This is a genomic window from Caballeronia sp. LjRoot31 (assembly GCF_964253885.1).
In the GTDB taxonomy this organism is placed as follows: Bacteria; Pseudomonadota; Gammaproteobacteria; order Burkholderiales; family Burkholderiaceae; genus Caballeronia.
Genome location: NZ_CAXURX020000004.1, coordinates 1 through 23041, shown reverse-complemented (window position 1 = coordinate 23041; position 23041 = coordinate 1). Strand labels below are relative to the sequence as shown.

Sequence of the window (23041 nt, the reverse complement as noted above, 5' to 3'; positions counted from 1 at the left end):
GGAATGCTCACTGGGCGAATTTAAGTGCTGTCCTGAAGTCGACAAGCCGCTGCGAGCTCATGTCGATTCCGGCCTGGAGAAGGGGCGCGTATTGTGGTTGCGCGAACGCCTCTTCGCGCATCGCTTCGCGATCACCACGTTCGATGGCCACACGTAGCGAATCGGTGCCGACGAGCATCTCCATGATCGGAATCCGCCCTTTGTAGCCATCCCTGCAATGTTCACAGCCGCTTGGGTTCGCCGCATAGAAGGGACGGTCGAATTCAATACGGGAGCCGCCATGCTTCGTCTTTATCCTCTTGATCTGTTCGTCGGTCGGTACGTGCAGGGTCGAACAGTTCGGGCACAACATGCGCGGAAGACGCTGGGCGGTGACGAGACGAATCGCGTCTGCGATTTCATATGCTTTGACGCCCAGGTCGAGGAAGCGGGTGATCGTTGAAAGCGCATTGCGCGTGTGAAGCGTGGACAGCATCAGGTGCCCCGTGTTTGCAGCGGTCAGCGTCACGCCGGCGGTTTCTCCATCGCGGATTTCGCCTATTAGTCCGGCTTCAAAATCCTGACGCAACATCGCTCGTAGAATCCTGGCGAAAGTACGGTGAGCGGTGACGGCGATCTGTGTAGCTCCTCTGAGCGTGTATTCGATCGGGTCCTCGGCGGTCATGATGTGGATGTCCGGCTCGTTTAGATGATCGAGGCAGGCATATAAGGTTGTCGTCTTGCCGGAACCGGTCGGACCGACGTTGAGGATGAGACCTTCTTCTTCCTCGAGCGCTTCCATCAGCGCTGCACGAAGCTTGGACGGCATCCAGATGTCTGCAATCTTTCTCGCAGCGTTGGCCTCGTCAAGAATCCGGCAGACAATCGACTGTCCAAGGTCACTTGGGAGAATGGAGACCCGGATATCCACGCGGCGTCCGTCGACGGCGACAGTGAACTTCCCGTCGAGCGGTGACTCAGTGTCGGATACCTCGAGGTTGCAGCGCGAACGGATCTTGACGTTGATCTCCCGCGCTGCGTTGCTATTCAGAAGGAACCGCTCGCGAAGCACGCCGTCGGTTCGAATTCGCACCTGAAAGCCGTTTTGGTGATGTCGCATGTGGATGTCGGACGCACCCTCCCGGCAAGCGGTCGGAAACAGATAGTTCAGAAACTCGACGAGCTTCCCATCACCGCTCGAGGTGCTGATAAACCGGTCGAGACCGTTATGAAGAAAGCCGGTGGACGAGACTAGCAACGACGCGAAGTCAGGTTGCGTGGCTGCGACCACGTCTGGCGCATTCACAGCTTGTCTCCGTCGTCGGCACTTCCCTGCGCCGCGGTTCCGGAGGCTGCGGAGGTGTCGCCACCGCGATGGCGGTGGTCGGTCGCCAAAGGCTGCGGATCCTGGGCGGTCGTGTCTACCGTCGTGCTGCCGCGTGGTCGATAGTCCCCAAAGACCGGATCGACGTCGTTGAACCGGGGCAGGGGCTTTCCGTCGTAAGCCCACGACCAGACCGATGAGCGGCATGCCTCGATCATGGGCAAAGCGTCGTCACGCACATCGCGTCCGGTATCTTCATCGAGCATCCCTATTACCGCACCAAATAGTCGTACGCTCGCGCCCAGAGGCATGCAGGTTCGGCTGACACGTACCGCAGGGTCTGTAGACACCATGACATAGGTGACCCATCCAACCAGCGCGGCGCCGGCCGCATAGGAGATGACCGTCTTCATTCGGTTCCGTCCTCAGTAGTAAAAACAATGACGGTGCCCGGAGCCGCGCCCGCTGGCTGCCGAGGCCCGGAGTTTGGCTGTGAAGGTCGTCGTACCGAACCCAGGCGAGGGGGAGGGGTACCCTGGTACCAGCTCCAGACCTTGCGCACGTACTCCTGGCGGGCGTCGGTACAGGCTTCCCCCTTGAGTTGGGTGCAGGCGCTGTTGTATGCACCGACGGCGTTCCAGCTAGCACCCTGCTGCCGGATGGTTCGCGCCAGAATCCACGCCCCGACATCGATATTCAGGCAGGGATCGTCGAGCAAGCGATCGCGCGTAATGCCAAAACGTGCGAGTGTCGGCAGCCAGGACGAATTTATCTGCATAAGGCCAATATCAATCGTGCCCGTACGCGAAAAATGGCCGAGATTCCTCGCGTCGGGGCGACCGCTCGATTCCGTCTCTGCAATGGCCCACAACAGGCGCGAGTCAATGCTGTATTTCGCTCCCGATGCGATAAAACAGGCGCCGACGTCGGCGTCAGACTGCGCGAATGCGGCAGGCGTCCCGGCAAACAGGACGGCTACGAAGACGAGCCAACGTGTCCAGAAAATCGGCAGTCGCATGATTTTTCAGAGTGTCAAGAACGTGCGCAAAGCATTACATCGACCTTCCCGGGAAGACCCGCGAGTGCACGGACGACACAACGTGGCGGACATATTGGCCCGTTGACGAAACGGCCATGTGCGCCGCCTCAACGATGAGCAGGGCGAGTCCGACGTAGAACAGGGTCACCGTAATTGGGATGAGTGTTTCAGCGCCGGTACTTTGGGCGATGTTCGTCGATAAGGCCCGGATCGCTTCCACAAACACAGCCGCCGCAGAGTCAACGACGATGTGCCGGAACAGTGGGACAAAGGAAGCATTCATCAGGAGCGAAGCGACCATGAGTCCGAGCGCGACGCGGAGGATTTTTGACATGTGTAGAACCCCGTTGGCATGAAAGAGTCGGCCCCTGAAACGCAACGATCAGGCCGTATCCAGGAAATGCGGATAAAAAACAGTCTCTCAACAGAGTTACTATAACCGTATTCAGATTGTTGATTTAATGGTCAATCACCAATGTCGCCAAGTCGAACGCGAAAGATTCTGGTCTGTGTCGCACTGTCCGTGGCGGGAGGAATCCTCGCGGGGCCAGCCGCGCGGGCAGACGGTTTCTACGAGGGAAAGAGCCAGGGATGGTTTTTTTACGACGACGGCCGCGCGCCGGCGCCGGCCGATGTAGTAGAGGTTGCGCCGGCAAGCCATGTCGCGGTTGCCCCGGTCCCGGCAGCTCCGGCGCCCGCGTCAGCGCCGTCGAGTCCGGAGCCTTTTTCAGTCGAGTGGCTGAGCCAAAAGATGCAAATACTGAAGCTGAACGCGATGAACCACCCGACCGAGGAGAACCTGCAGGCGTACATGTGGGCTCAGCGAATGATGCTCGACATGAGCCAGAACTTCGCCGACGTCGGTTCGAAAGTGGCTGCAGAGGATCCATACCTCAACGAAGAAGTCAGGTTCCCGACAGCGGCGGCCGCGCGCAGCAACGCGCTATGGCACGTCGATCGCGCTCGGGAAGAGATCCTGACCGATCTGTCCGCACACGCAGGCCTGTGGTTCTTCTTCGATTCGCGGTGCGGTTTCTGTCAGGACGAGTTGCCGACTGTGAAGGCACTTACTGACAAATACCACTTCCCCGTTAGGTACATCTCCGAAGACGGGGCGCCGTTGCAGGGGATGCGGCCTGAGGCAATGGTGGTCGACCGCAATCACGGCACGTTCCGGTCGTTCGAACTGAAATTGACGCCGGCGGTGGTGCTCGTTGTACCGCCTTCGACGGTGATGATCGTGGCGCACGGCGCAATGGCGCAGGATGAGCTGCAGCGCAAGATCGTCGAGGCCGCGATCGACGCCCAACTGGTTCCGCGGGACTTGATGGATGCCGCGCAACTTGAAAAGCGGGGAATCATCAGTCCGGCGGATCTGGATAGGATGAAGAACGAGGCTGCAGCCGCCAACACCGATGACCCAGCGGAGCTCGTCAAGCTAATGCGGGAAGCGGTTGGCCGCCGTATGCCAAGCGTAGTTCAGGGTACAGGGGAGCACCAGTAATGAAACTTCGGCGCACTATTCTTGTAGCTGCAGGGCTTCTCTCTTTCTTTTGCTCCGCTGTCCACGCGGACGTAAATTCGTCGCTGAACTCGATGTGGAACTCGTCAGCTGGTGGGGCGATCACTGGACAGAATGGCATGGGTGTATATGGGCCGTCCTATTACATGCGCGCCCCGGTGCAAAACTACCAGCTTGTGCACATCGATCCGCCGCGGCTTGCGGCTGGCTGTTCAGGCATCGACGCATTTTTTGGCAGCTTTTCAATGTTATCCGGCGCGCAGCTCGAGTCGCTCGTGCGCAGCATTATTCAGGCAGCACCTGGATACCTCATGCAGTTGGCAATCAAGGCCGTCTGCGACGACTGCTACTCAATTATGGCTGCCATGAAGCACTATGCGGACATGCTAAACAACGGGCAGATCAATTCATGTGCGGTAAGCAAGGCCGTTATCGGAAGCGCGATCAGCGCGACCGGCCTCGATGGTGAAGTGGGTGGGTCGTTTGCAAAGGACGTCGAAAACCAGGCTGCCGTGGCGAAGGGCTGGTACACGGATATGTACGCCGGACTGAATGCGGCCTTCTCCGGCGGTCCAAACGTCAATCGCGGTGCGATGCAAAACGATACGACTGGGTACCGAAACACGTTTTTCAATACGATGTTCGCGACGGGGGCAGCAAACACGATGGACCTTGGTGCGCTCGGCGGGCAGGAACCGGGCATGGAACTAATCATGAGCCTGTTCGGAACTGAGGTGCGTCCCGACACCAACAACAGTCCGGTTTCGAAATCGCCAATTGACGACAAGGTATTTCCGGCGTCATTGACCTGGGAAGACCTTAAGGAAGGGTTCGATCCAGCCAAGCCCAGGCAGGTCTATCTATGCAACGACTTCCAGGCCAATGATGAGGGCTGCCAGCAGGTGACGCAGACCAGCTTTACCTATCAGGGGATCCGCCGGTATCTGATCGATCAGCTCGCGGGTGTACAGCCGGCAGCACCCGGTGGTACATCCAGTCAGCCGGGCAACATCATTACGACGATTCAGTCCGGGTCCATTATCTACGACTACAACACTGGGACGGCCTTGACTTCGACTCAGCAGCAGTTCGTCAATGTTTTGGGTGTAAACATGCAGCGGATGATGATGGAGCTTACCGGCCTGAACCAGAACGACGCGATCCAGATCTACAACCAGTTGATGGATGTGATGGCGGATCAGGTCACGTCGTCAGTGTCGTTTGCGATCATCAGTTCAGTTCAACAGGCATACAACCCAACGACCCAAGCGTCGCAATCGATAGACAATACATTGAAGCGGATCTCGCCGATGAACGCTGACCAGAAAGCGGCGTTCCTAAAGTTTCAGCGCGATGCGCAGCAAAAGAGTGATTACGAGGCCCGGGCAAAGCGGACCATGGCGATCATCGAAGAGCTGAAGGAACTGAGAACTGAAAACGGTCTGATCAGCGCTACACATTGATCGGTCAACCGGCGAGCCAGAATGCGCAGTCTTGGTCGATCTGCGGCACGTATCGTCGCGACAATCGCACAAAGTCAGGTACGCCCCGGGCAGTGTTAAATAGCAGAGGAATCGCGACATGAGAAGGACATATGCACGAACGCTCGAGCGGCAAAAATACGAGATGATGGAGTAACCCAATGGCTGGCGAAATGTACTCGATTGCTCTCGAGGCGAGAGTCTACTGGGCGCACCACAGGGTCAGCGTGGTGGCCGGCAACGAGAAGGGCGCAGAACGGAACCTTGGATGGGCGTTCAAATTGGCAAGGCGTTGCGGCGAGGTCGCCGCGCGCGAGAATCTGGAGCTGCCGCGATTAGTGGCTGACGTTCCACAACTCACGTGCGAGTGGGAGACCGGGTTCAAGGCCGTACGCCTGAAACTCCTGAAGCTGCGTACGCGCGAAGGTCTCACGGAGTGGATCAGTGCGATGGCCGATGAGGCAAACAGAGGCTGCGGACAGGTCTACGAACTTTTCGTGAAGCGTTTTTCAGGGATGGTCGACGCGAGGCTTGATGAGGTCGAGTTAGAGTATCAAGGGCTTGCGATCGAAATTGCGAAGTCACACGACTATGCGACGGCCGAGGAACTGAATGCCGCGTGGGAAGAAATTGAGGCCTCGGGCGGTTGTTCGCTCACGGGTATCGATCCGTGGTGCTGCCCCTGTGGCCGTCACGAATAGCGCCGGACTGGTTGGGTCGTCAGTCGCTCCTTCGCTCGCCGCCATCTGCGTGAGAGCTCTCTCCGATGAGCGCGGATCAGAAAACAGCGTTCGTAAAGTTCCAGCGTGAAACCTTGGTGAGATTCCCGGGCAGATCATTGTCTGCGAAGTAAGCATGAACGATGAGCCGCACTTGGCCGAAGTCGATGGCGAGGAACATGTCCCAGCTGGGAAGCTGGAAAGCCCATCGCCGGACATGTAATCGAGCCGCAATCCACAGCCCGCCTTCAGACTCCAGGAGGCGGGGTTTTTTACGTCTGTAATTTCATCATTTTCCGAGGGCACGAACTGGCACGGGTTGCACACGCGCGTTTTGAGCCCGATAGCCTCAAACTTCCTCGGAATACGCTGAGCATGCGTGCGCATTCCGGGTCGGGGCAAAAATTCAAACAATAGCGCTTCTCTGCCGTAATTCATGTGGCGGGAGCCTGCCACTTGACCAGCGTGGCTTAGTGGACTAATATGGGCTTAGTCCACTAGGAGCGATTATGCAGACAGTCAATATTCACGAGGCGAAAACCCAGTTTTCGCGGCTGGTGGATGCCGCAGCGAGCGGTGAGGAGATCGTCATCGCTAAGGCCGGCAAGCCGGCCGCCCGACTGGTGCCGATGGAGCGGGCGAAGGTCACGCGCCGTTTCGGCGGTCTCAAGGGCAAGGTCCGTATCGCGGACGATTTCGATGCCCCGCTCCCCGACGATGTGATTGCGGCATTCGAGGGTCGTTGATGCGCCTGCTTCTCGATACACACGTCTATCTCTGGTCGGTCATGGATGATCGCAAGCTGACCAAAGCGGCGCGCAAGCTGATTCTGGAAGCTGACGAAGTATATGTAAGCAGCGCGAGCATCTGGGAGGCTTCGATCAAGGTCGGGCTCGGCAAGCTTGAGGCCGACGTCGACATGCTTGTCTCGGAGATTGAAGCCAGCGGATTCATGGAGCTGCCGGTGCGGGCCGTTCACGCTGCATTGGTTCGCAATCTGCCTGACATTCATCGCGACCCGTTTGACCGGCTTCTGGTTGCGCAGGCATTGTCGGAGCCGTTGCGGTTGGTCACGTCGGATGGTCATCTGTCGAAGTACACCGATCTCGTTATCACTGTGTAGGGAAAGCAGGCAATGTCGGCAATAGAAAACAAAGTGCCCGCAGTACAACTAGGCCGTATCGACACCTCGATCGCGGATGCGCTTGAATTTTTGCGGAGCGATCTAGCGAGCCTCGCCGGCGTTGAGTCGTCTCGACTGGTGTTCGAAGTGAAGTTGACGCTGCTCACAACTACAGCGCAGGGGTATCCGCTTGGCATCAAGGTGGAACGAACCGATATCGCGGAAGGCCGGCCGTACAGCTTCGAAACCAGCCATCGCGCCCGGACACCCGATCAGATGTCGCCGTACATCACCTCCCTGTCGTACGAGAGCACCGTCCTTGCCGCGATTCACACGGCGATTGGGACTGTAAAGTCGTACGTGGATCAAGCAATTCAGAACGGTCATCGCTTCGACATCGGTTGGCTTGTGCCTAATCCGGCCTATTGAACGCGGAAAAGCCGGTGATACCGGCGAACAGGAAATCACAGATGGGCACATATGCACTCACGCGCTTAGGGGAACGCCAGTGGACCATCGCTGCGTGGCAGGGCTATGCAGCGAAGTTGAATACGGCGGCCGCATGATGCCCGATCATGAATACTCAGTCGGAATGAGAGATGGGTGTTACATGGTGCTCCGGGACGGCGTTGCGACCTCCGGGAGATTTACCACGACTCAGCAAGCCCGCGGCGAGATAGACCGTTTGTGCGCGATTGACGAGGACAGTCAGCGAGCCTTTGGAGAGCGGATGGCCGATCTCTTGACCCGGAACTTGGCGTACTCCGCAGCAGGCGTACGGGAATTTGATGATTGGGCTACAGCTTGGGGCTGGTACTACGAGCAGCCGCAAGACGTACAACGGCGCATTGGCAGCGCCGCGCAGCAGTTAAAGGCGAAGGCCGCTACGGCGCAGGGAGTGGCCAAGAAGTAGCGGCACCCCCGCGCTGGCGATCAGGAAAACCGCGAAATATTGCCGATCACGGCGCAACGTTGGAAGACTTATCCTCCGAACCAAAGAGACACACCATGCAAGTCGACATTATCCAAAGCGCACTCATGCGCCTGAAGAACCATGGCTTTGACCTGCGCCTTTCACCCGCGCTCGCAGCCGGCACGCGTCGCGACCAGGAATGCCGCGCGCTTGGCGCTGCCGCCGAACTGCTGTATGACGTCGTCCCGGAAGCCTTTGCCGCTGGCGGGTCGTGGGCCGCACTCGGCCGGCACGTCCGTACGCACGGCTTGCGAAACATCACCGAAGTGGAGGCCGCCGATTTGCCGTTGACCGCCTTCGAAACCACGGCAGTCAATGCGGCGATTTCCCTCGCGGTAAAATTGGTCGCATTGGCGACGTTGCCGGCCGAATAGCAAGGAACCGGAAAAGCGCTCGCGCGCTGCGCGCGGGCAGCACGGGGAAAACGCGGCGAGCGAGACCTTACCGTAGCAAAACGCGATGACAAACGTCGAGAATCGCAACAGGAATCGGAGATTTGTATGTTTGCCAGTGCTTTGTCTACCTGTTATGCCTGTGACTCGGCGCCCACGACAGACGAACACGTACCCCCGCGGTGCTTCTTTCCGGAGGTAAAACATTTGCCGCCTGGCACGGACCTTCGTAAGTCGTTGATTACGGTTCCATCGTGCGAGAAACACAACACGGTAAAGTCAACTGATGACGAATACCTACGGCTCGTGCTCGTCATGAATGCCGCAAACAATAAGATCGCACACGCGCATTTCAGCAAGAAAGTGATGTCGGGAATAGAGCGCAAACCCGCCCTGATGAATCGGATGCTTGAGCGACAGGTTGCCGTGTACCTTGAAAATTTGGCCGCCGACACGACCGACAGAACCATAGCTGTGCCGGTCGATATGCCGAGAGTTCAGGGCTGCCTTGAACTGATGGGGAGGGCGCTCTACTTCCGCCACTTCGACCGGCACTGGGTCGGAACCGTCCAAGCGATCCCTCATTTCATTATTGGCCTCGACGCAGCCGACAAGGACGACAACGATTTCGCCCATTCGGTCGAATGCATGATTGACCAAACCGTGGCGGATATAGAGCCACTCGGGGAAAACCCAGGAGTGTTCTTATATAGGTACCGCGAGAACCCCGATCCGAGCTGTGCAGTCGTCATGGCGTTGAATTTTTACGAGGGCTCGAAAGTCACGCTGTTTTTTCCTAGCGCTGCTTCGACCAGCTCTGAGGTTTGACCTCGGAAAAAATAGACGAAATATACTCTTGCGAAACCAGACGGACTAGAGGAAAACAAGCGGGATGCAACATGAAGACTCTGTCATCAAACTATTCGGTGAGACACTCTACGATGTGGCGTCGCAGCAAGGCTACGCGTTTCAGCGCTTTCCTCTCGATGGCCAAGATCGGAGCGCACTCGCCGATCAACTACTGACGAACTACCACTTCTTCTCGTTGGTTGAGTTCAAGAGTAGCGAGCGCCAATTATCCACCGAGGCAAAGAAACGTGACAGAGTACTCGAATTGTGCAAGGGATTAGCTTCCAATCCTCCCATGCGAGCACTCCACGATCGCTGCCATTTCATCGCGTGGCGGGACAGTTCCAGCGCGAAATTGCGCACCGACATTTACCGCCATCGGATTTGCAATCAGCAGGTTCTCGGTTCCGGATGTGGGCTGGTACAAGTGAACGTCGATAACACGAACGAAGTGAGCGTCGATGCGTTCGCGCAGGAGTTTTTTGCGACCGCACCGCCGCCGCCCGCACGCGCCATCAGCAAAGCCGACTTCAAGACGTACGTCGATTGGCTGCTTACAACGGTGTCTCAAGGCGCCGTGACCTCGCTTGAGCTACTTGCGCGTGGGAGGGATTCGCAGGGTGAGACGATTGGCATTACGCTGAGCTCGTTGCAAGAACTCTATGATTGGTTGGATGGTCGGTTGACACCGACGCCAGGTGACGCTCCTTCCTCGAACCGCGCCAGCCGGAGGAACCGGCCGCGGTAACGACGCCGGTCGATTTTGCGATGGGAAGGAACCAATATGCCTTCACCGCAGCAGCGTCCCCGCTGCGCGGTGTGTTGGCGGGCTAGTCTAGCGGCCCTTTTAGATATAGAAAAAACCGATCTGGCGTGCCAGAAGTCCAAGAGCGAAAGATGTCCATGTGCTCACAAAAGTTTTTGCGTTGTTCAGCTTCGCATTCCTGCTGGCCGGCTGCACAGATACGGGACCGATAAAGATTGAGCCGGACACTTACACGATTTCTACCCGCGTCCCGTTGGGCGGACCTGCTTCGGCAAAGGGCCAAGCGCTGAAGGAAGCGAACAGCTTTTGCTCATCACAAGGCAAGGAGATATTGCTGCAACATGAGCAATCTAGTGAATGTGCCCTGCACGGCGGTTGCGGGGAGGCAGAGATCGAGTTCTATTGCTTGTCGTCCGGGGACCCACTGCTCAAACGGCGAGAGTTCAGCGCGGACCCGAACCAGCGAGTGGAAATTCAAACTCAGTAGAACAGTTCGAATCGGAAACGCGAGCTTCTACGAGGGCGCAACGAAGTCTGTCAGCTGGTACGAAGCGCACGCAAGCGACGCACTTCTGAGCATTTCGAGCGATATTCCTGGCTTCGATGCTGCGTTCCACGCGCTACTCGCCGCTAGCGATGCACCTAGCAAGCACGGATCGGAAAGACGATGAAGCGTGTTGCTTCCATGAAAGGAATGGCTGTAAGAGTCGTCCGCCATGAATCCATGCTGGGCGACGACGAAGCAAGCCCGCTCGGACTTCAGGGTAAGGTCGTTTGGGACGAAGGTAACGATGAAGTTGTGGTTGCGTTCGAGCAAGAGGTAAGCAACGCTAGATCTGCGACAGACCAGCCGAATCAGGCTTGGATATATCGCGACTGGCTGGAAAACGTAATGTAACGTAACGGAAAAGCGGCCTCGGTCGCGCGACAGGGAAAAATCCATGAGCAAAACGGATGACAAAAAAGAATACGCCGACATGATGAAAATCATGGATGCGGAAGCGTCGATCACGTCTACCCTCAATAAATTGGGGCAGATTGCGATCGATTCAGAGGACGAAAAATTGAAGACGGCGGCCGCCGGTCTCGCTAGTCACATACGTTCACTCTTTGGCCCGAAGCTAAGTGGGAAAAATCGACTCCTCACTCTGGCGGCCAACTTCAAGGCCGGACACGACCTGCAACGAAAGCAGTTTGCAGAAAGAATCGTTCAAATCTGGACCTACTGCAAGCAGATGTCCGAGGAGCAAGAGCCGCAGTGGCAGATCTTGGCGCTGAGGGCGGGTTGGACACCTCCGGCGGTCCAGTAGACGGCTCGGGAAAAGAGCATGCAAAATGTTCGTGAATATCTAGCCGTTTCCCGCGCAGCAGACGATGCGTACTCCGAGGCGCTGAAATCGGGTGCCGAGCCCATCAACCCGTATCATGCTTGCAGCGAAGCGTTCGCCATGTGGGACACTCGAATGTTTGACCTGGTGACGACCGTTGATGAACTTGGGCAAGAGACGTTTGAGCGGATCGTAGGCGATGCGGCTGAGCTAGGAAAAGCCTCGGAGGTTGGATGAGATGGCTGGAGGCGCCGGTGTGGCGACGACACACCTTGGGCGACGGATGGAACGACGTAGAGCCCGACGCCTTGGTCTGGATTTCTATCGCTGCACTCGACATCGCATGGCGTGACAGCGAGGAGTATGTTGGCGAAACTGGCCGTGGCTCACTGCATGGCGATCGATACGCGAAGTTTGGTCGGTGGTTAGAGGGAGCAACCTTCGTGGATGTACCGGTATTGTCGCTGGACGAGGACGGTGTGCCGATCTTCACGGACGGTCGTCATCGATTCGCTTGGATGCGTGATCACGGATTGCCCTCTCTACCAATTGAAGTGCCGTTAGATCAGGAGCACGTATTCGAGGTCCAGTTCGGGACCATAGAGCGAATCGGCAGCGTCTTATGAATGACAGAGCAAAAGACGGTATTAGATGATGTTCACAAGGATTTCCGCAGCGCGGCGTCAGAAAGCTGAGACGGGAGAAATTTGCCGTTGTAGATAAGACGTCTTCGATATTTATTGTTTTTTGATTACAACTTTAACAAGCCCAATGGATACGACAACAGAAGTAGCGAAGGCGACACAAGAAGTTGCCAAGACAACTGCGATCACTGTGCAGGCAGTGGAAAAGCTGGGTGCATTTTTGTCACGTTTCATCGGTGCACCGTTGGACACTGTATCCGGAATTGTTCACGATAGACTTCTCTTTTATCGGTGGTCAAATCAACTCGACTTGATGACGCGCGCTGATCAGAAGTTAGCCCTTCTTGGCATTCAGAAACCGACCCGCGACGTACCTCTTAAATTTGCAATCCCACTTCTTGAAGCGGCGTCGCTTGAAGACGTCGCAGAATTGAGGGAGCTGTGGGCAAACTTGCTGGTCAATGCCGCCAATTCGGCGAGCCACGTCGGTATGCATCGCGCCTATATTGGAATTCTTGAGCAACTTTCCGCTCCTGAGGCAATAGTGTTAGAGAAAATCTATTCGCTAGATTTCAGCGGGTCACAGAACCTCGGCGTGTACACCGGTCGGCTTCCTGAGCGCGTGGAGTACGGAACGATTTCCATTCAGGGAAAAGATCTTCCGGAACCGACTGAGGAAGTCACCTTGGCGCTTTCTCTTCTTGCTCGGCTCGGCTGCATCAGTCTCGGACAGACCCACGGTGGTCCTGAAAATCACAAATATGTCAGAACCACTGTATTGGGCAGGGAATTCGTCAGAGCCTGTACTCTTCAACAAAGCAATGCCTGACTTTGGTATTGCATAGGAAACGCAAATATGTCGAAGTACATTTTGCCGGCATGTGGCGTCCGCGTGATTTGGTTTTCGCGCGCGCGAAACAAGGCAAACGCATTGGCCACTTCTTCAACGCCCTGACCATGATCATCGAGTTCAGCATCCCGGATGTACCCGCACCCACGAATCCCTTTCTCGGATACTGGGGAGCCCAGCTCGTCGTTGGTCATTTTTCGGACTCCACGAAGGTCATCACGCTCTCCTCGACGTTTGTTCGCTGTGTGTTTTCCGCGCGGGAGGACTATCTAGCTGCTGCACAGCACCTTCGTGGCGCCTTCCGAGCGAGCCGCGCGATGCACCTCGGCGAGATCTACCGTAGCATCGCGCGGTTCGAGTCGTGTATCACCGGCGTTTACCTAGCAGTGCGTGCATTTGTTCGGTTTCGCCGGTGTGTTGAACTGTCGCCCGAAGCTCGCGCGGTGATTAACTCTTGCAAACCTGTTTTCGCCACGAAAGCGGTGAAGGACAGGCTCAAGGTCATGCGTGACACAATGCAGCACATAGAGGAGCGACTGATCACCGACGAGTTGACCGATGATCTGCCCTACATGATCCAACCAACGGGCGCGGAATTCGCACTCAACGATCCGACGCAACCTGGTCAGACTGTCAGAACCATCGACCGACTCCGCATTGCCGAGCATGAAGTGCGATTCTCCGAACTTGTCGAGTGGCTTGATGAAATGATCGTCTACGTCGAAAAACTTCGGTCACTGATGCCGACACGCTGGACGTCGAGCCTGGCAGACTTACCAAAAGGGCCTGCATCGTGATCTCGACCAAGTGGTCGAGATCATCGACAACTGAGCACGGAAAGGGTAACGGCCGACCGGGCCGCAATTATCATGTCACAGTAGATTGGGGTCGAAATGGCAAAGCAAGTGACGGTCTCGAGCGGCACTGTTTTCGGGACACTCAAGGCCGCGAAAGAACACTTTAGCAAGGTGCGGGAAGCTACTCCGCCAGGCACTCGGCTCTCGGAGCCTGAAAGGTCGGACGTGCTGGATATCTATGGGCGTTACTGCGCGGCGACGGCATGGCCGGCTGAACATGCAGTTGATGTAACAACGGAATGGGACAACGAGCAACGATCTCACGGCACCTACGCCCAAACCAAGGCGTTTGCGGTGGTCACAGCATCCGGTTCGACAAAAATTTTTAGCATGGATAAGGCACTGGCGGAGATAGCCGTTTAACACGCCCAAGGGATCAGCGGCCTCGACCGCTTGCCTTCGGGTCTCCGCGGAGTGTGGTCGGAAGCGCTGGTCAGTGCCGGCACACAGGAAAAGAGACTATTGATGAGTTGTCATGGCACTAGTTGAGATTGGCCTAGTCGTGGGCATGGTCAAGGATGTGGCGCTCGCGGTAGCGGGGGTTATCACGGCGCTCGTCGCTCGAAAGGGGCTGAATAACTGGCTCCGCGAGCTTGGCGGAAGAACCAAATTCGAGGCTGCACTAGCGCTGATGCGTGCCTCCTATTCACTTCGAGAGGCTCTGTTCAACTGTCGCGCTTCGCTCGTGGTCGCAGCGGAATTCCCGGCAGGATATAAGCAGGGCGGCGTCAATCCGTCCACGAAGGACGAAGCGAATGCCTGGAACCATGTATTCAAACATCGTTGGTCGCATGTCGCCACGTCTTTAAAAGAGTTCGATACTCGCAGCCTTGAAGTGGAAGCAATTTGGGGAGCGGATGCGCGCGAAGCGACACAGCAGTTGTCGTGTTGCGTGTCCATCCTCTACGCGGCGATCGAAAGCTATATCGACAACTGCGTAAGTGAAGGTGAGAATTTTAAAGTTGACCGTGAGTTCTCGAAAAAGGTCAGATCGGAAGTTTTCGGAACTCGCAACTCGGCAGATAACAAATTGACGAACGACATACTGACTGCGATCCAAGCGTTGGAAGATTTCGCCAGACCCCATCTGAGGCACGGCTAACTTACCTGGGCTGAAGTCCGATAGACGAACCGGAAAAGCCGGCCACGCCGGCACAACGGCCAGGAAAAAAATGAAAAATGTAGTCAAAAAAGAGTTTCCCGAGCACTGGCAGAAGCCGAGCAAGGCACGCATCATTCTCGGTTCGTTGGTGATGACGGCGATATGGTACGGCGCACTGCGAGGTGCCGTGTGGATCGGCATATATTTTAGATTTTCGGACAGAGATGACCAGCTACTCTTCGCGTGTCTGACAATCGCGGCCCTTGTGATCGGCAGCCTGTTGGCATGGATCAACACAACGTTGAACGGACTGGATCTCAAAAACCTTGACAGTCCCTTGTTCGATGATAAGAAGTTCAAGCTGCGCGTGAAAGCTCTCAAACAAGACATCGATCGCACCGCTATCTTTGCGTTTTGCTTTTCGGTCCCGGCCATTCTCGCGAAGGTTTTTCCGGAACTACTCGTAAAGCCAAACACCCAAGGGGCTTTGTTGTCGGGACCAGTTTATACGGCGATCGAGTACGCACTCGCGTTGACCCTCATTCTTGGTGTGATGCTAAGCGCCTATCTCGTCGTATTGAAATTTCGCACCTCAAAGGCCGAATACTTTTACGACCGAAAGGACTACCACCAGCGCGGCGTGAAGGCAAAAGAGAACGAGGCGAAACGTAAGGGCCTCGAATAGACCGTCATAGACGGTGACTCGGAGCGACATCAAAGTGGTGTCCATCATTCCAATTTGATGGGCATCACTTTGTCACAGTCCGAAGAGAAGAAGGCGGGCAGCCGAAAGGGGCGCCCAAACTACGACCCCGTGCTTCGAGAGCGCCTCGCCGCGGCCGCCTGCGAGCCAGGGGTGTCAGTTGCAAAGCTGGCGCGAGAGCACGGGATCAATGCGAACATGCTGTTCGCATGGCGACGGCGATATCGAGCCCGGCAGCAGACTGAGTCTGCTGCGCTCATTCCGGTTGTTGTGTTGAATGAAGCGCCGGCGGTCGTTGCGCCGACATTGCCGGCGGAGTCGGAGGGCGTAAAGCCGGTAGCTCCTGCCGGTACGATCGAGATTCATATTGGCCGTTGCGTGGTCAGAGTCGACGGCGTGGTCGATGCCGATACGTTGCGAACCGTGTTGGGGAGCCTACGATCGTGATCAGCCTTCCGGCAGGCACACGCATCTGGCTGGCGGCGGGCGTCACCGATATGCGATGCGGGTTTCAGGGGCTTTGCGCAAAGGTGCAGACGGCGCTTGAGGAGAACCCGCTGGGCGGCAACGTTTTCATCTTTCGAGGCCGCCGCGGCGACCTGGTGAAGATCCTTTGGGCAACCGAGGACGGGCTCTGGCTGCTGGCCAGGCGGCTCGAACGTGGCCGTTTCGTCTGGCCGCAGGCCCACAGCGGCAAAGTCCATCTGAGCGCCGCACAACTGTCGATGCTCCTTGAAGGCATCGATTGGAGACAGCCCCGTCGCACCGCCCCGTTGTCGATGTTGTAAACCGCGCGGCATACTCGTAAACTGCGCCTATGTCGAACGGCGCCGATCTCCCTGATGATGTCGATGCACTCAAAGCCATGTTGCTTGAGGCACGCGCGTCGATCTCGCAAATGCAACAGGACATGGCTGAGCGCGATCTGGAAATCGAGAAGCTCAAGGCGCAGATCGATAAGTACAAGCGCATGCAATTCGGCAGTAAGTCCGAGAAGCTGGGCCGAGTCATTGAAGAGCTTGAGACTCGCCTGGAGGATCTGAGCGCAAGCCGAGGCGCCGCCGAGATGCTCGCGGCTCGGGCTCAACCTCAGAACAGCGATAAAAGCAGCTCGACGCCGCGCGAGCGTGCCCCGCGTGAACCCTTCCCTGACCACTTGCAGCGCGAAGAGAACGTTCTCGAGCCCGATCTCGCGTGCCCCAAGTGTGGCGCCGAGATGCAGCCGCTGGGCGAAGATGTCTCCGAGCAACTCGGGCGCATCATGGCCACCTTCAAAGTCATCCGTACGATTCGTCGCAAGAAGATCTGTACATGCTGTCGTTGCATCGTACAGCCTGCAGCGCCGAGCCAACCCATCCAACGCGGCATTGCCCATCCGAGTTTGTTGGCCGATATGCTGGTTGGCAAGTACGGCGATCACTTACCGCTTTACCGGCAATCGGCCATCGCGGCGCGCGAGAATGTCACGCTCGACACCGCGAGCATGGGCCGGTGGGTAGGCATGTGCGAGGCATTGCTTGATCCGCTGGTCCAGGCGCTGCGACGCTATACGATGAGTAGCGCCAAGCTGCATGCAGACGACACGCCGATCCCCGTGCTCGCACCGGGGCATAAAAAAACGAGGACTGCACGGCTTTGGGTCTATGTGCGCGATGACAGCCGATCCGGGTCGTTGGAGCCACCCGCTGCGTGGTTCGGATACTCGCCAAATAGACGAGGAGAACACCCCGAGCAACATCTGCGTAACTTCAAAGGCATTCTTCAGGCTGATGCTTACGCCGGATATCACGCGACGCTAGAAGGCGGTCATGTTCGCGAGGCGGCATGTCATGCTCACGCGAGACGCAAATTCTACGAAATCCACGAGCGAACACCGTCGGAAACGACCACCGAAGCGCTCAAGCGAATCGGCGAACTCTATGCCATCGAAGCAGGCATTCGCGGCAAGCCTCCCGAAGAACGCTTACGCGTGCGCCAGGAGAAAGCACAACCTTTGCTCGACATCCATGAAGCCTGGCTTCGAGCAAAGCTCCAAACCTTGTCGCGCAAATCGGAAACGGCCAAGGCAATCAACTACTCCTTGAATCAGTGGGACGCGCTGAAGCTGTATTGCAGCGATGGGACCGTGGAAATAGACAACAACGTAGCTGAAAATGCGTTGCGCTGTGTCGCCCTCGGTCGCCGCAATTTCCTCTTCGCTGGGTCGGACAGCGGGGGTGATCGCGCGGCGGCAATGTATTCGCTCATTGCGACCTGCAAACTGAACGACATCGAACCGCGCGCTTATCTGTGCCACGTGCTCAGCCGCATTGCCGATCATCCTATTAATCGCGTCGACGAATTGCTGCCATGGAACGTCGCTGCAAAGCGGTGAGCCTTCTTGCCAAGCCCAAAGTTCATCGATTGACCGCGGGTGCCCGTACAGGATGAGGACACTGACGCGACATCATCTCTCGCGTCCGTACACAAATCTACAACGGCCCTCCTGAGGCGCTTACGGCGAAACAAGAAAAGGCCGAACAGGAAAAGCAACAAGCGCTGGACAACCGAACCGATGCGCCACACACAACGGTGCTGGTCGCTTCAGTCGTCGCCGTCACGCTGACGGTGTTCAGAATTGGGCTGCTGTTATTTCGGGAGCACCGAGATCTCTCTTGCAAGCGAACTCGCGTGGGGCTAAGTGGAAACAACGTCATCCACGCACGGTTCAGCGGAACCAAGGAATAGCATCATGACCAAATCTCACGTCCATCAGCCTACTTCGACTCTGGGAAGCTGTCGCTCTCGGCGCTGGTCTTCACGGGCGACGATGAATAGGTCCGCAGCCCGTGAATCCGCCGCGCTACTTGGTGCCCAGGGATTCAAGTCGGGCCACGCACCTCGGACTAGCTGCGCCACCGCGTTTGTACCACTGCACTGCGCGGGTCAGGTCCGGTAGAACGTCGCCGGGTGCCGCGCCGCTCCAACAGTGCTCCCAGTAAAGCCCGAGGGTGTGGGCGGCATCTCGTATGCCGAATTCAAATGCTATCTCGTATTGAGCTTTGGCAAGCTCAAGGTCAACTTCTTCTCCGCGTCCCAATCGCGCGCTGTCTCCAAGAGCGGCAGCAGCTAGGCCCTTTAATTTGTCCGGAGCGTGTTCGTCCTTCAGCACATCCGTCAACACGCGATGACCCAGTGCGTAGTCGGCCTCGCCGCCGGTGCCACTGAGCAGCGATAGCGCGTACGCGACTCGCAAGGCCGGATGTTTGTCGACGCCCACTTGGTCCAGCATCTTGCGCCCGAGATATACCGCGCCTGGGAGTGCCGACACCAGCAACGCATTCGCAGTAGACGCGATGGATTCAAAAGGTGCAAATCCAGCCTTATAGGCCGACAAGACATGTCGATAAAACTTCTCGATGTCGAGAGCCGGGTCGTGCCGTCTTAGTGCTGCCCACTCGCGGTCTATCTGGTTAAACCAACTCACTTCAGCCATGGCAGGTCGCTCTTTATTGGAAATCGCCGCCGATCATACGCCTTCTAATTTCGGCCTCGCGTCGCAGCGGCGATGTCGGCTTAACTTACGTATGAGGCACGAATCACGTTCGAGCAAGTGAGCAGTATGTGAGTAGCTGCTCATCGCATCCGTCGGCCTTTGCGAGGTGTACCGAGGTCTGTTTGCTTCAAATTGTTCATATCTTCGTACCAACCATTGGCAGGCTAGGGATGACCACGCTTCATGACGGCCAAGACTTTTGACACAGCTGTGCCTGCAAGACCTCCAAGTATGCGTGCGCGACATCCTGCAGTATCTCGCTACGCCTTTCCTCATCAGCGTCCAACTCGACAAGCGGGCCAGCAGCACCAGGGCGATAGCCGATAACTGTTCCCACGCGCTCTCGGTATCGCTTCGCAGAGCTGCTCTCCAGCTGCAGGATACGGTTTTTGGTCAGCTTTACCCGGGTGCCAACCTTTATTCGGTTCAATCGCGCCTCCGTCGGTGGATGACAAATAAGAGGGCTGCAGCGGACAGTAGTTCAAACAACTTGAGTTGGTGGTCGGCGTTCGCCGCGCGAAATCCGGCATGCTTAGACAGAGATCTGCTCGTCGTGGGCGACCGGCGCCTCCGGACGGCTCTCCCAGCACAGCCGCTTATCCGGTCGCGACGGCTTTGCCGTATTTGAGCGAAACTCCCCCGCGCGAACCGTGAGATGCATTCTCTGGGGGCTCACAGGCGGGTCATTAATGGCAAAATGCGCTGTGTGGACCAACAGTTCTTCTCATTGAATTGCAAAGCACCTAGGTTTCTTGTTAAATCCGACGCGGCGAGGCCAAAATGGACCTCATTTCCGCGAGGGCCGGTTTTTCAGCGAATGAAGCAGGGGTGAAAGATGGACACATTAAGCGTTGCCGAAATTGTCCTCGCCACCGATGGGGCCGCGGTCGAGTTTCCGATTTTCGTCGGCGGTCGAGAAGTTCGTTGTTTGCTAACGCGAGATGCATTGGAACAGTTCTTTTGGCTGCCACCGGATGCCAACGAAGCTCGTGTGCGCAAGGCATTCGCAGACGGACGCAACCGCATCTTTGCGTTGGCAGTGCGCAGAGCAATGCGAGCCAAGACCGACTCTTTGAAACTGACGGCCAGTGACTTCGAGCGATAGTCGTCCTGTAGTCTGTTACTGACATGTTGCCGATAATCTTCATGGACGACTACTTCAAGAAACCATGGTCCCGTTAGAACGCGAAGAACCTAATACTGAACGTCGGCGCTCACCGGAAGCTCAGGCACTTGAACGAGTAGCCGGGGCAGCGCGCGAGGTGCAGGCCGCGTCCGCCGCATTAGAGCGCCGCTATTGCGAGCACGATGCTCAGCAGCCATCGCTCCTTGAGTTAGCCCGTTTCTCGGCAGCGATGCAGGAGCTCAAAGACGCGCGCGAAGCGTTCGACTTGCTTGTAGCCGGCGACTGCCGTCCTCGATAGCACGGTAGCTGCGCTATGCTCAGGCGCTTTCCGAACCCTGTTATTGGCCCATCTGCTAGGGATGAGACATGCGCCTTGTGCACACGCGTGGTCCATGCAGCATACCGAAACAAGGACAATTTCGTGCCGAGCCTCGCGGCGGGAGGACGACGATCGTTCTCCACTGGAAATGATCGACCGCTCCATGCGCTCTGCAGCGAGGCAGAGTTGGCAATCGGCATGCGAAAAATGGGGAGCCAACCGAACGTCCGGCCGATGATGTCAATGGCCGCATTATTTCTAATCAGAGCGACACGATTTGTTGCAGTAGTTGTAAGGCTTTCATTTCGTCTAGGCGACCAGTGCGTGCTTTACCCGCGAGCGTCTTTATCAGCGCCTCTGCTATCGGTGCAATACCGAGCAAATCGTCCAAGCTTGTTGCTGAAGTGAGGGAGGGCGGTTCCATGATGACTTGCGTCCCGAAGGCCGGCTCCAACTGCTGACGGGCGGCAGGGAACGAAACGTCGTTATGGGCGGGTTTCCGAATTGACGCATCGTCCGTGGACAGGAGTGCTTCAGCTTGTTGCTCAATGACCGCATGCGTCTGGGCGGCAAGATCTGTTGGACCGCCTGTGGCATCTGCATCAGGGGGTAGGGCGAGTCGAGCACCCATAGTTTTTGTCTTCGTAACCGTAGGCTTCTTCGCGACCGGTGCTTTTAACTCACTCGCGGGCGGCGTCTTTTGCTGAGCGGATGCATGGGAAGAGAACGGATTGGCGAGCAAATCCGACACGGACTCGGGGATGTCCGTTACCGTGCGCGGAATGTCCAGCCAGCCAGTCGGCAAACCAAGGCGTTCGGTGAACCGGTTTGCTTCGGCATCGTCTAAACGTTTCTGTCCATAATAACGATTGGCCATGTTGGAAGCGCTAATGTCCATTACTACGCCGAGCCGCACCTTCGATCCTTTGCGGGTCGTCAGCACGTGCAGATTAGCGCGGCGGATTTTTTCCAAAGCTGCGACGTCGTTCAAAGGCAACGCTTGCTGAGCCCCTGATTTAGAAGACGCTTTGACTTTCGCAGGTGTCGGTTGCGGTGGGGTTGTCGTGGTAGGCTTCACCGCTGTGGTGTTGCTTTTCGCGACGGCCCTTGGCGAGGCGACAATTGTCTTCTTTGGCATCTCAGGCTCTCTGGGCAAACTATCGGTAAGGGTAGGGCGGTGATTCACCTGTGTGGCAGGCGCTGACTTCAATACTTGCTCGTACGCAAATTCCGGTTCAGCGTTCGCGTGAATGAAATCAAGCGGCGACTTTAAGCGAGCAATCGTCTCAGGCGAGAGGACAGGATTGGGCTGATCGAAAAATCCATCCTGTAGCCCAAGCGTGGTTTCGATGTGAAAGGCTGTCTCGGGCGTAAATCTCTCGCCGTTTAGCAGCTCAGCCACGCGTGTTAAGTTGGAATCGAGGCCCAGCGCGACGTTCTCCTCACCCACGGCATCTACCAACAACTTAAACGAACGAGTTTTGAAAATGGATGCCGTCTGGGCCGGGTCTCGCGTAGATGGAGCTTTTACGTACGGCTTGTTTGATCGGTGGGATGTCGTGTTTGAAGGTTGGCGCGATTGGCGCTGACCTTTGTCTCGAGGTCCCGAGTATCGCCCGTGTGTTCGACTCATAAAGTAGGGCTCCTTCGCGAAATCACTATCAGTGTTGGCATTATAGGCGAGGGTGCCCTGACATCGGCCTCGCCGTACAGGAAATAAGCCATTCTCGTCATCATGACTCTGAACGCCCTGCTCTCGGCGACCTCCATGTCGGGATCGAGGGACAGCATGGAGTTAGCGAATTCGCAGATGCCGGAGTTTGCCGATGCGCGTGGAGTGTTTCAGGATGAAATCGGTGACGTACTCGGGAAGCAGGGCGGCCGGAAGATTCGCGGGAACCTCTTCGACCGCCCGTGACGGAACACGGGCGATGTAATCGTAGGGCGCGCTTTCCAAGTTGTGCTCGTAGCTGACGCGATAGTTCATGATGGGCCAGCTTTTGGGGAAAGTCGTTGTCACGCCGAGTTTTCTTAGCGCACACCCTTTTCCCCTGTTTTCGACGGTGTCGCTCCAGCTTACGTTTTCGGTGCTTACATGAAGCCGCCAATCAGACCTCACATCTCGTCACTCGGATCGTGCACTTCAAGCTTAAACTGCCACCCTTCAAATGTCATCAGCATGTGCCCGAGCTCGTCCCACTCAACGCGGCGACCGTCTATGACGACACATGGCATACGTGAATCGTCGCTGCCATCCCATTCGATTCTGCCGCGGACGGTATCGTCGATGATCTGCAATCCGAGATCAGTGTCCCTTATGTGGATGACCGCAAGCGAACGGCGCATCTTTTCAATCAGCATTCCCAGCAAAACGAACTGATCCGCTAGCGGATCGCCAATGATTTGGAAG

32 protein-coding genes are annotated in these 23041 nt (G+C 56.8%); 24 read left to right on the top strand and 8 right to left on the bottom strand.

Annotation, left to right across the window (positions count from 1 at the left end):
• Window positions 1-7: 7 nt before the first annotated feature.
• The 4 genes from ACSQ8V_RS38085 to ACSQ8V_RS38070 are packed head-to-tail and all read right to left on the bottom strand — an operon-like array spanning window position 8 to window position 2676.
• Window positions 8-1270, bottom strand: coding sequence for a GspE/PulE family protein (locus ACSQ8V_RS38085; protein ID WP_436209566.1), 1263 nt, complete (start codon window positions 1268-1270; stop codon window positions 8-10).
• 11 nt (window positions 1271-1281) lie between these two features.
• The gene (locus ACSQ8V_RS38080) at window positions 1282-1716 is read right to left on the bottom strand and encodes a hypothetical protein (RefSeq protein ID WP_436209302.1); all 435 of its coding nucleotides are present in this window, start codon (window positions 1714-1716) and stop codon (window positions 1282-1284) included.
• On the bottom strand, window positions 1713-2321 hold the full coding sequence (locus ACSQ8V_RS38075) for a lytic transglycosylase domain-containing protein (RefSeq protein WP_436209301.1): 609 nt from the start codon (window positions 2319-2321) through the stop codon (window positions 1713-1715). The genes ACSQ8V_RS38080 and ACSQ8V_RS38075 overlap by 4 nt, the downstream gene beginning before the upstream one ends.
• A gap of 34 nt (window positions 2322-2355) precedes the next feature.
• Entirely contained in the window at window positions 2356-2676 is a 321-nt protein-coding gene (locus ACSQ8V_RS38070; protein ID WP_436209300.1) for a hypothetical protein, read from the bottom strand.
• 141 nt (window positions 2677-2817) lie between these two features.
• Between ACSQ8V_RS38070 and ACSQ8V_RS38065 the strand changes: the two genes are divergently transcribed.
• The 23 genes from ACSQ8V_RS38065 to tnpC all read left to right on the top strand — a co-directional run bounded on the left by ACSQ8V_RS38065 (window position 2818) and on the right by tnpC (window position 18025).
• A complete protein-coding gene (locus tag ACSQ8V_RS38065) occupies window positions 2818-3846 on the top strand; it encodes a conjugal transfer protein TraF (protein WP_436209299.1) in 1029 nt (342 codons plus the stop codon).
• Window positions 3846-5327 carry a conjugal transfer protein TraH gene (locus tag ACSQ8V_RS38060; protein ID WP_436209298.1) on the top strand — a complete coding sequence of 494 codons (1482 nt, stop codon included), beginning with the start codon at window positions 3846-3848 and terminating at the stop codon, window positions 5325-5327. The genes ACSQ8V_RS38065 and ACSQ8V_RS38060 overlap by 1 nt, the downstream gene beginning before the upstream one ends.
• 179 nt (window positions 5328-5506) lie before the next feature.
• Window positions 5507-6046, top strand: a complete 540-nt coding sequence (locus tag ACSQ8V_RS38055; protein WP_436209297.1) for a hypothetical protein — start codon at window positions 5507-5509, stop codon at window positions 6044-6046.
• A gap of 527 nt (window positions 6047-6573) precedes the next feature.
• Window positions 6574-6810, top strand: a complete 237-nt coding sequence (locus ACSQ8V_RS38050) for a type II toxin-antitoxin system Phd/YefM family antitoxin (RefSeq protein ID WP_025602117.1) — start codon at window positions 6574-6576, stop codon at window positions 6808-6810.
• Window positions 6810-7187 carry a type II toxin-antitoxin system VapC family toxin gene (locus ACSQ8V_RS38045; RefSeq protein ID WP_436209296.1) on the top strand — a complete coding sequence of 126 codons (378 nt, stop codon included), beginning with the start codon at window positions 6810-6812 and terminating at the stop codon, window positions 7185-7187. Before ACSQ8V_RS38050 ends, ACSQ8V_RS38045 begins: the two co-directional genes overlap by 1 nt.
• Before the next feature lie 12 nt (window positions 7188-7199).
• Entirely contained in the window at window positions 7200-7616 is a 417-nt protein-coding gene (locus ACSQ8V_RS38040) for a hypothetical protein (protein ID WP_436209295.1), read from the top strand.
• Window positions 7617-7929: 313 nt separating this feature from the next.
• Window positions 7930-8100: a hypothetical protein gene (locus tag ACSQ8V_RS38035; RefSeq protein ID WP_436209294.1), complete on the top strand. Its 171-nt coding sequence runs from the start codon at window positions 7930-7932 to the stop codon at window positions 8098-8100.
• A gap of 95 nt (window positions 8101-8195) precedes the next feature.
• Window positions 8196-8534 carry a hypothetical protein gene (locus tag ACSQ8V_RS38030; RefSeq protein WP_436209293.1) on the top strand — a complete coding sequence of 113 codons (339 nt, stop codon included), beginning with the start codon at window positions 8196-8198 and terminating at the stop codon, window positions 8532-8534.
• Between the two features lie 333 nt (window positions 8535-8867).
• On the top strand, window positions 8868-9380 hold the full coding sequence (locus ACSQ8V_RS38025; protein WP_436209292.1) for a hypothetical protein: 513 nt from the start codon (window positions 8868-8870) through the stop codon (window positions 9378-9380).
• Window positions 9381-9444: 64 nt separating this feature from the next.
• Entirely contained in the window at window positions 9445-10149 is a 705-nt protein-coding gene (locus ACSQ8V_RS38020) for a hypothetical protein (RefSeq protein WP_436209291.1), read from the top strand.
• 157 nt (window positions 10150-10306) lie between these two features.
• Window positions 10307-10654, top strand: coding sequence for a hypothetical protein (locus tag ACSQ8V_RS38015; protein ID WP_436209290.1), 348 nt, complete (start codon window positions 10307-10309; stop codon window positions 10652-10654).
• Window positions 10655-10834: 180 nt separating this feature from the next.
• Entirely contained in the window at window positions 10835-11065 is a 231-nt protein-coding gene (locus ACSQ8V_RS38010) for a hypothetical protein (protein WP_436209289.1), read from the top strand.
• Between the two features lie 43 nt (window positions 11066-11108).
• Window positions 11109-11477: a hypothetical protein gene (locus tag ACSQ8V_RS38005; RefSeq protein ID WP_436209288.1), complete on the top strand. Its 369-nt coding sequence runs from the start codon at window positions 11109-11111 to the stop codon at window positions 11475-11477.
• An 18-nt stretch (window positions 11478-11495) separates the two neighbouring features.
• The gene (locus ACSQ8V_RS38000; RefSeq protein ID WP_436209287.1) at window positions 11496-11732 is read left to right on the top strand and encodes a hypothetical protein; all 237 of its coding nucleotides are present in this window, start codon (window positions 11496-11498) and stop codon (window positions 11730-11732) included.
• Window positions 11729-12121: a hypothetical protein gene (locus tag ACSQ8V_RS37995; RefSeq protein WP_436209286.1), complete on the top strand. Its 393-nt coding sequence runs from the start codon at window positions 11729-11731 to the stop codon at window positions 12119-12121. Before ACSQ8V_RS38000 ends, ACSQ8V_RS37995 begins: the two co-directional genes overlap by 4 nt.
• 145 nt (window positions 12122-12266) lie before the next feature.
• Window positions 12267-12968: an Abi-alpha family protein gene (locus ACSQ8V_RS37990; RefSeq protein ID WP_436209285.1), complete on the top strand. Its 702-nt coding sequence runs from the start codon at window positions 12267-12269 to the stop codon at window positions 12966-12968.
• 8 nt (window positions 12969-12976) lie between these two features.
• Window positions 12977-13786, top strand: a complete 810-nt coding sequence (locus tag ACSQ8V_RS37985; RefSeq protein ID WP_436209284.1) for a hypothetical protein — start codon at window positions 12977-12979, stop codon at window positions 13784-13786.
• A gap of 96 nt (window positions 13787-13882) precedes the next feature.
• Entirely contained in the window at window positions 13883-14209 is a 327-nt protein-coding gene (locus ACSQ8V_RS37980; RefSeq protein WP_436209283.1) for a hypothetical protein, read from the top strand.
• Between the two features lie 112 nt (window positions 14210-14321).
• Entirely contained in the window at window positions 14322-14948 is a 627-nt protein-coding gene (locus ACSQ8V_RS37975) for a hypothetical protein (protein WP_436209282.1), read from the top strand.
• Between the two features lie 70 nt (window positions 14949-15018).
• Window positions 15019-15633: a hypothetical protein gene (locus ACSQ8V_RS37970; RefSeq protein WP_436209281.1), complete on the top strand. Its 615-nt coding sequence runs from the start codon at window positions 15019-15021 to the stop codon at window positions 15631-15633.
• A gap of 57 nt (window positions 15634-15690) precedes the next feature.
• Window positions 15691-16098 (top strand): IS66-like element accessory protein TnpA, encoded by a 408-nt coding sequence (gene tnpA, locus ACSQ8V_RS37965; RefSeq protein WP_436209280.1) that lies wholly within the window; start codon window positions 15691-15693, stop codon window positions 16096-16098.
• Window positions 16095-16439, top strand: a complete 345-nt coding sequence (gene tnpB, locus ACSQ8V_RS37960) for an IS66 family insertion sequence element accessory protein TnpB (RefSeq protein WP_436209279.1) — start codon at window positions 16095-16097, stop codon at window positions 16437-16439. Before tnpA ends, tnpB begins: the two co-directional genes overlap by 4 nt.
• Window positions 16440-16468: 29 nt before the next feature.
• Entirely contained in the window at window positions 16469-18025 is a 1557-nt protein-coding gene (gene tnpC / locus ACSQ8V_RS37955) for an IS66 family transposase (RefSeq protein ID WP_436209278.1), read from the top strand.
• A gap of 468 nt (window positions 18026-18493) precedes the next feature.
• On the opposite strand, the gene ACSQ8V_RS37950 is transcribed toward tnpC, so the two are convergent.
• The gene (locus ACSQ8V_RS37950; RefSeq protein ID WP_436209277.1) at window positions 18494-19126 is read right to left on the bottom strand and encodes a sel1 repeat family protein; all 633 of its coding nucleotides are present in this window, start codon (window positions 19124-19126) and stop codon (window positions 18494-18496) included.
• An 895-nt stretch (window positions 19127-20021) separates the two neighbouring features.
• Here ACSQ8V_RS37950 and ACSQ8V_RS37945 point away from each other — a divergent pair.
• Complete coding sequence (locus ACSQ8V_RS37945) at window positions 20022-20291, top strand: DUF1488 family protein (protein ID WP_436209276.1); 270 nt, start codon at window positions 20022-20024, stop codon at window positions 20289-20291.
• Between the two features lie 602 nt (window positions 20292-20893).
• Here the strand turns inward: ACSQ8V_RS37945 and ACSQ8V_RS37940 are convergent.
• From ACSQ8V_RS37940 to ACSQ8V_RS37930, 3 genes are all read right to left on the bottom strand, one after another.
• Window positions 20894-22081 (bottom strand): hypothetical protein, encoded by a 1188-nt coding sequence (locus tag ACSQ8V_RS37940; protein ID WP_436209275.1) that lies wholly within the window; start codon window positions 22079-22081, stop codon window positions 20894-20896.
• A gap of 345 nt (window positions 22082-22426) precedes the next feature.
• Entirely contained in the window at window positions 22427-22618 is a 192-nt protein-coding gene (locus tag ACSQ8V_RS37935; protein ID WP_436209274.1) for a hypothetical protein, read from the bottom strand.
• A 128-nt stretch (window positions 22619-22746) separates the two neighbouring features.
• The coding region (locus ACSQ8V_RS37930) for a DUF7713 domain-containing protein (RefSeq protein ID WP_436209273.1) at window positions 22747-23041 on the bottom strand (295 nt) is incomplete at its 5' end.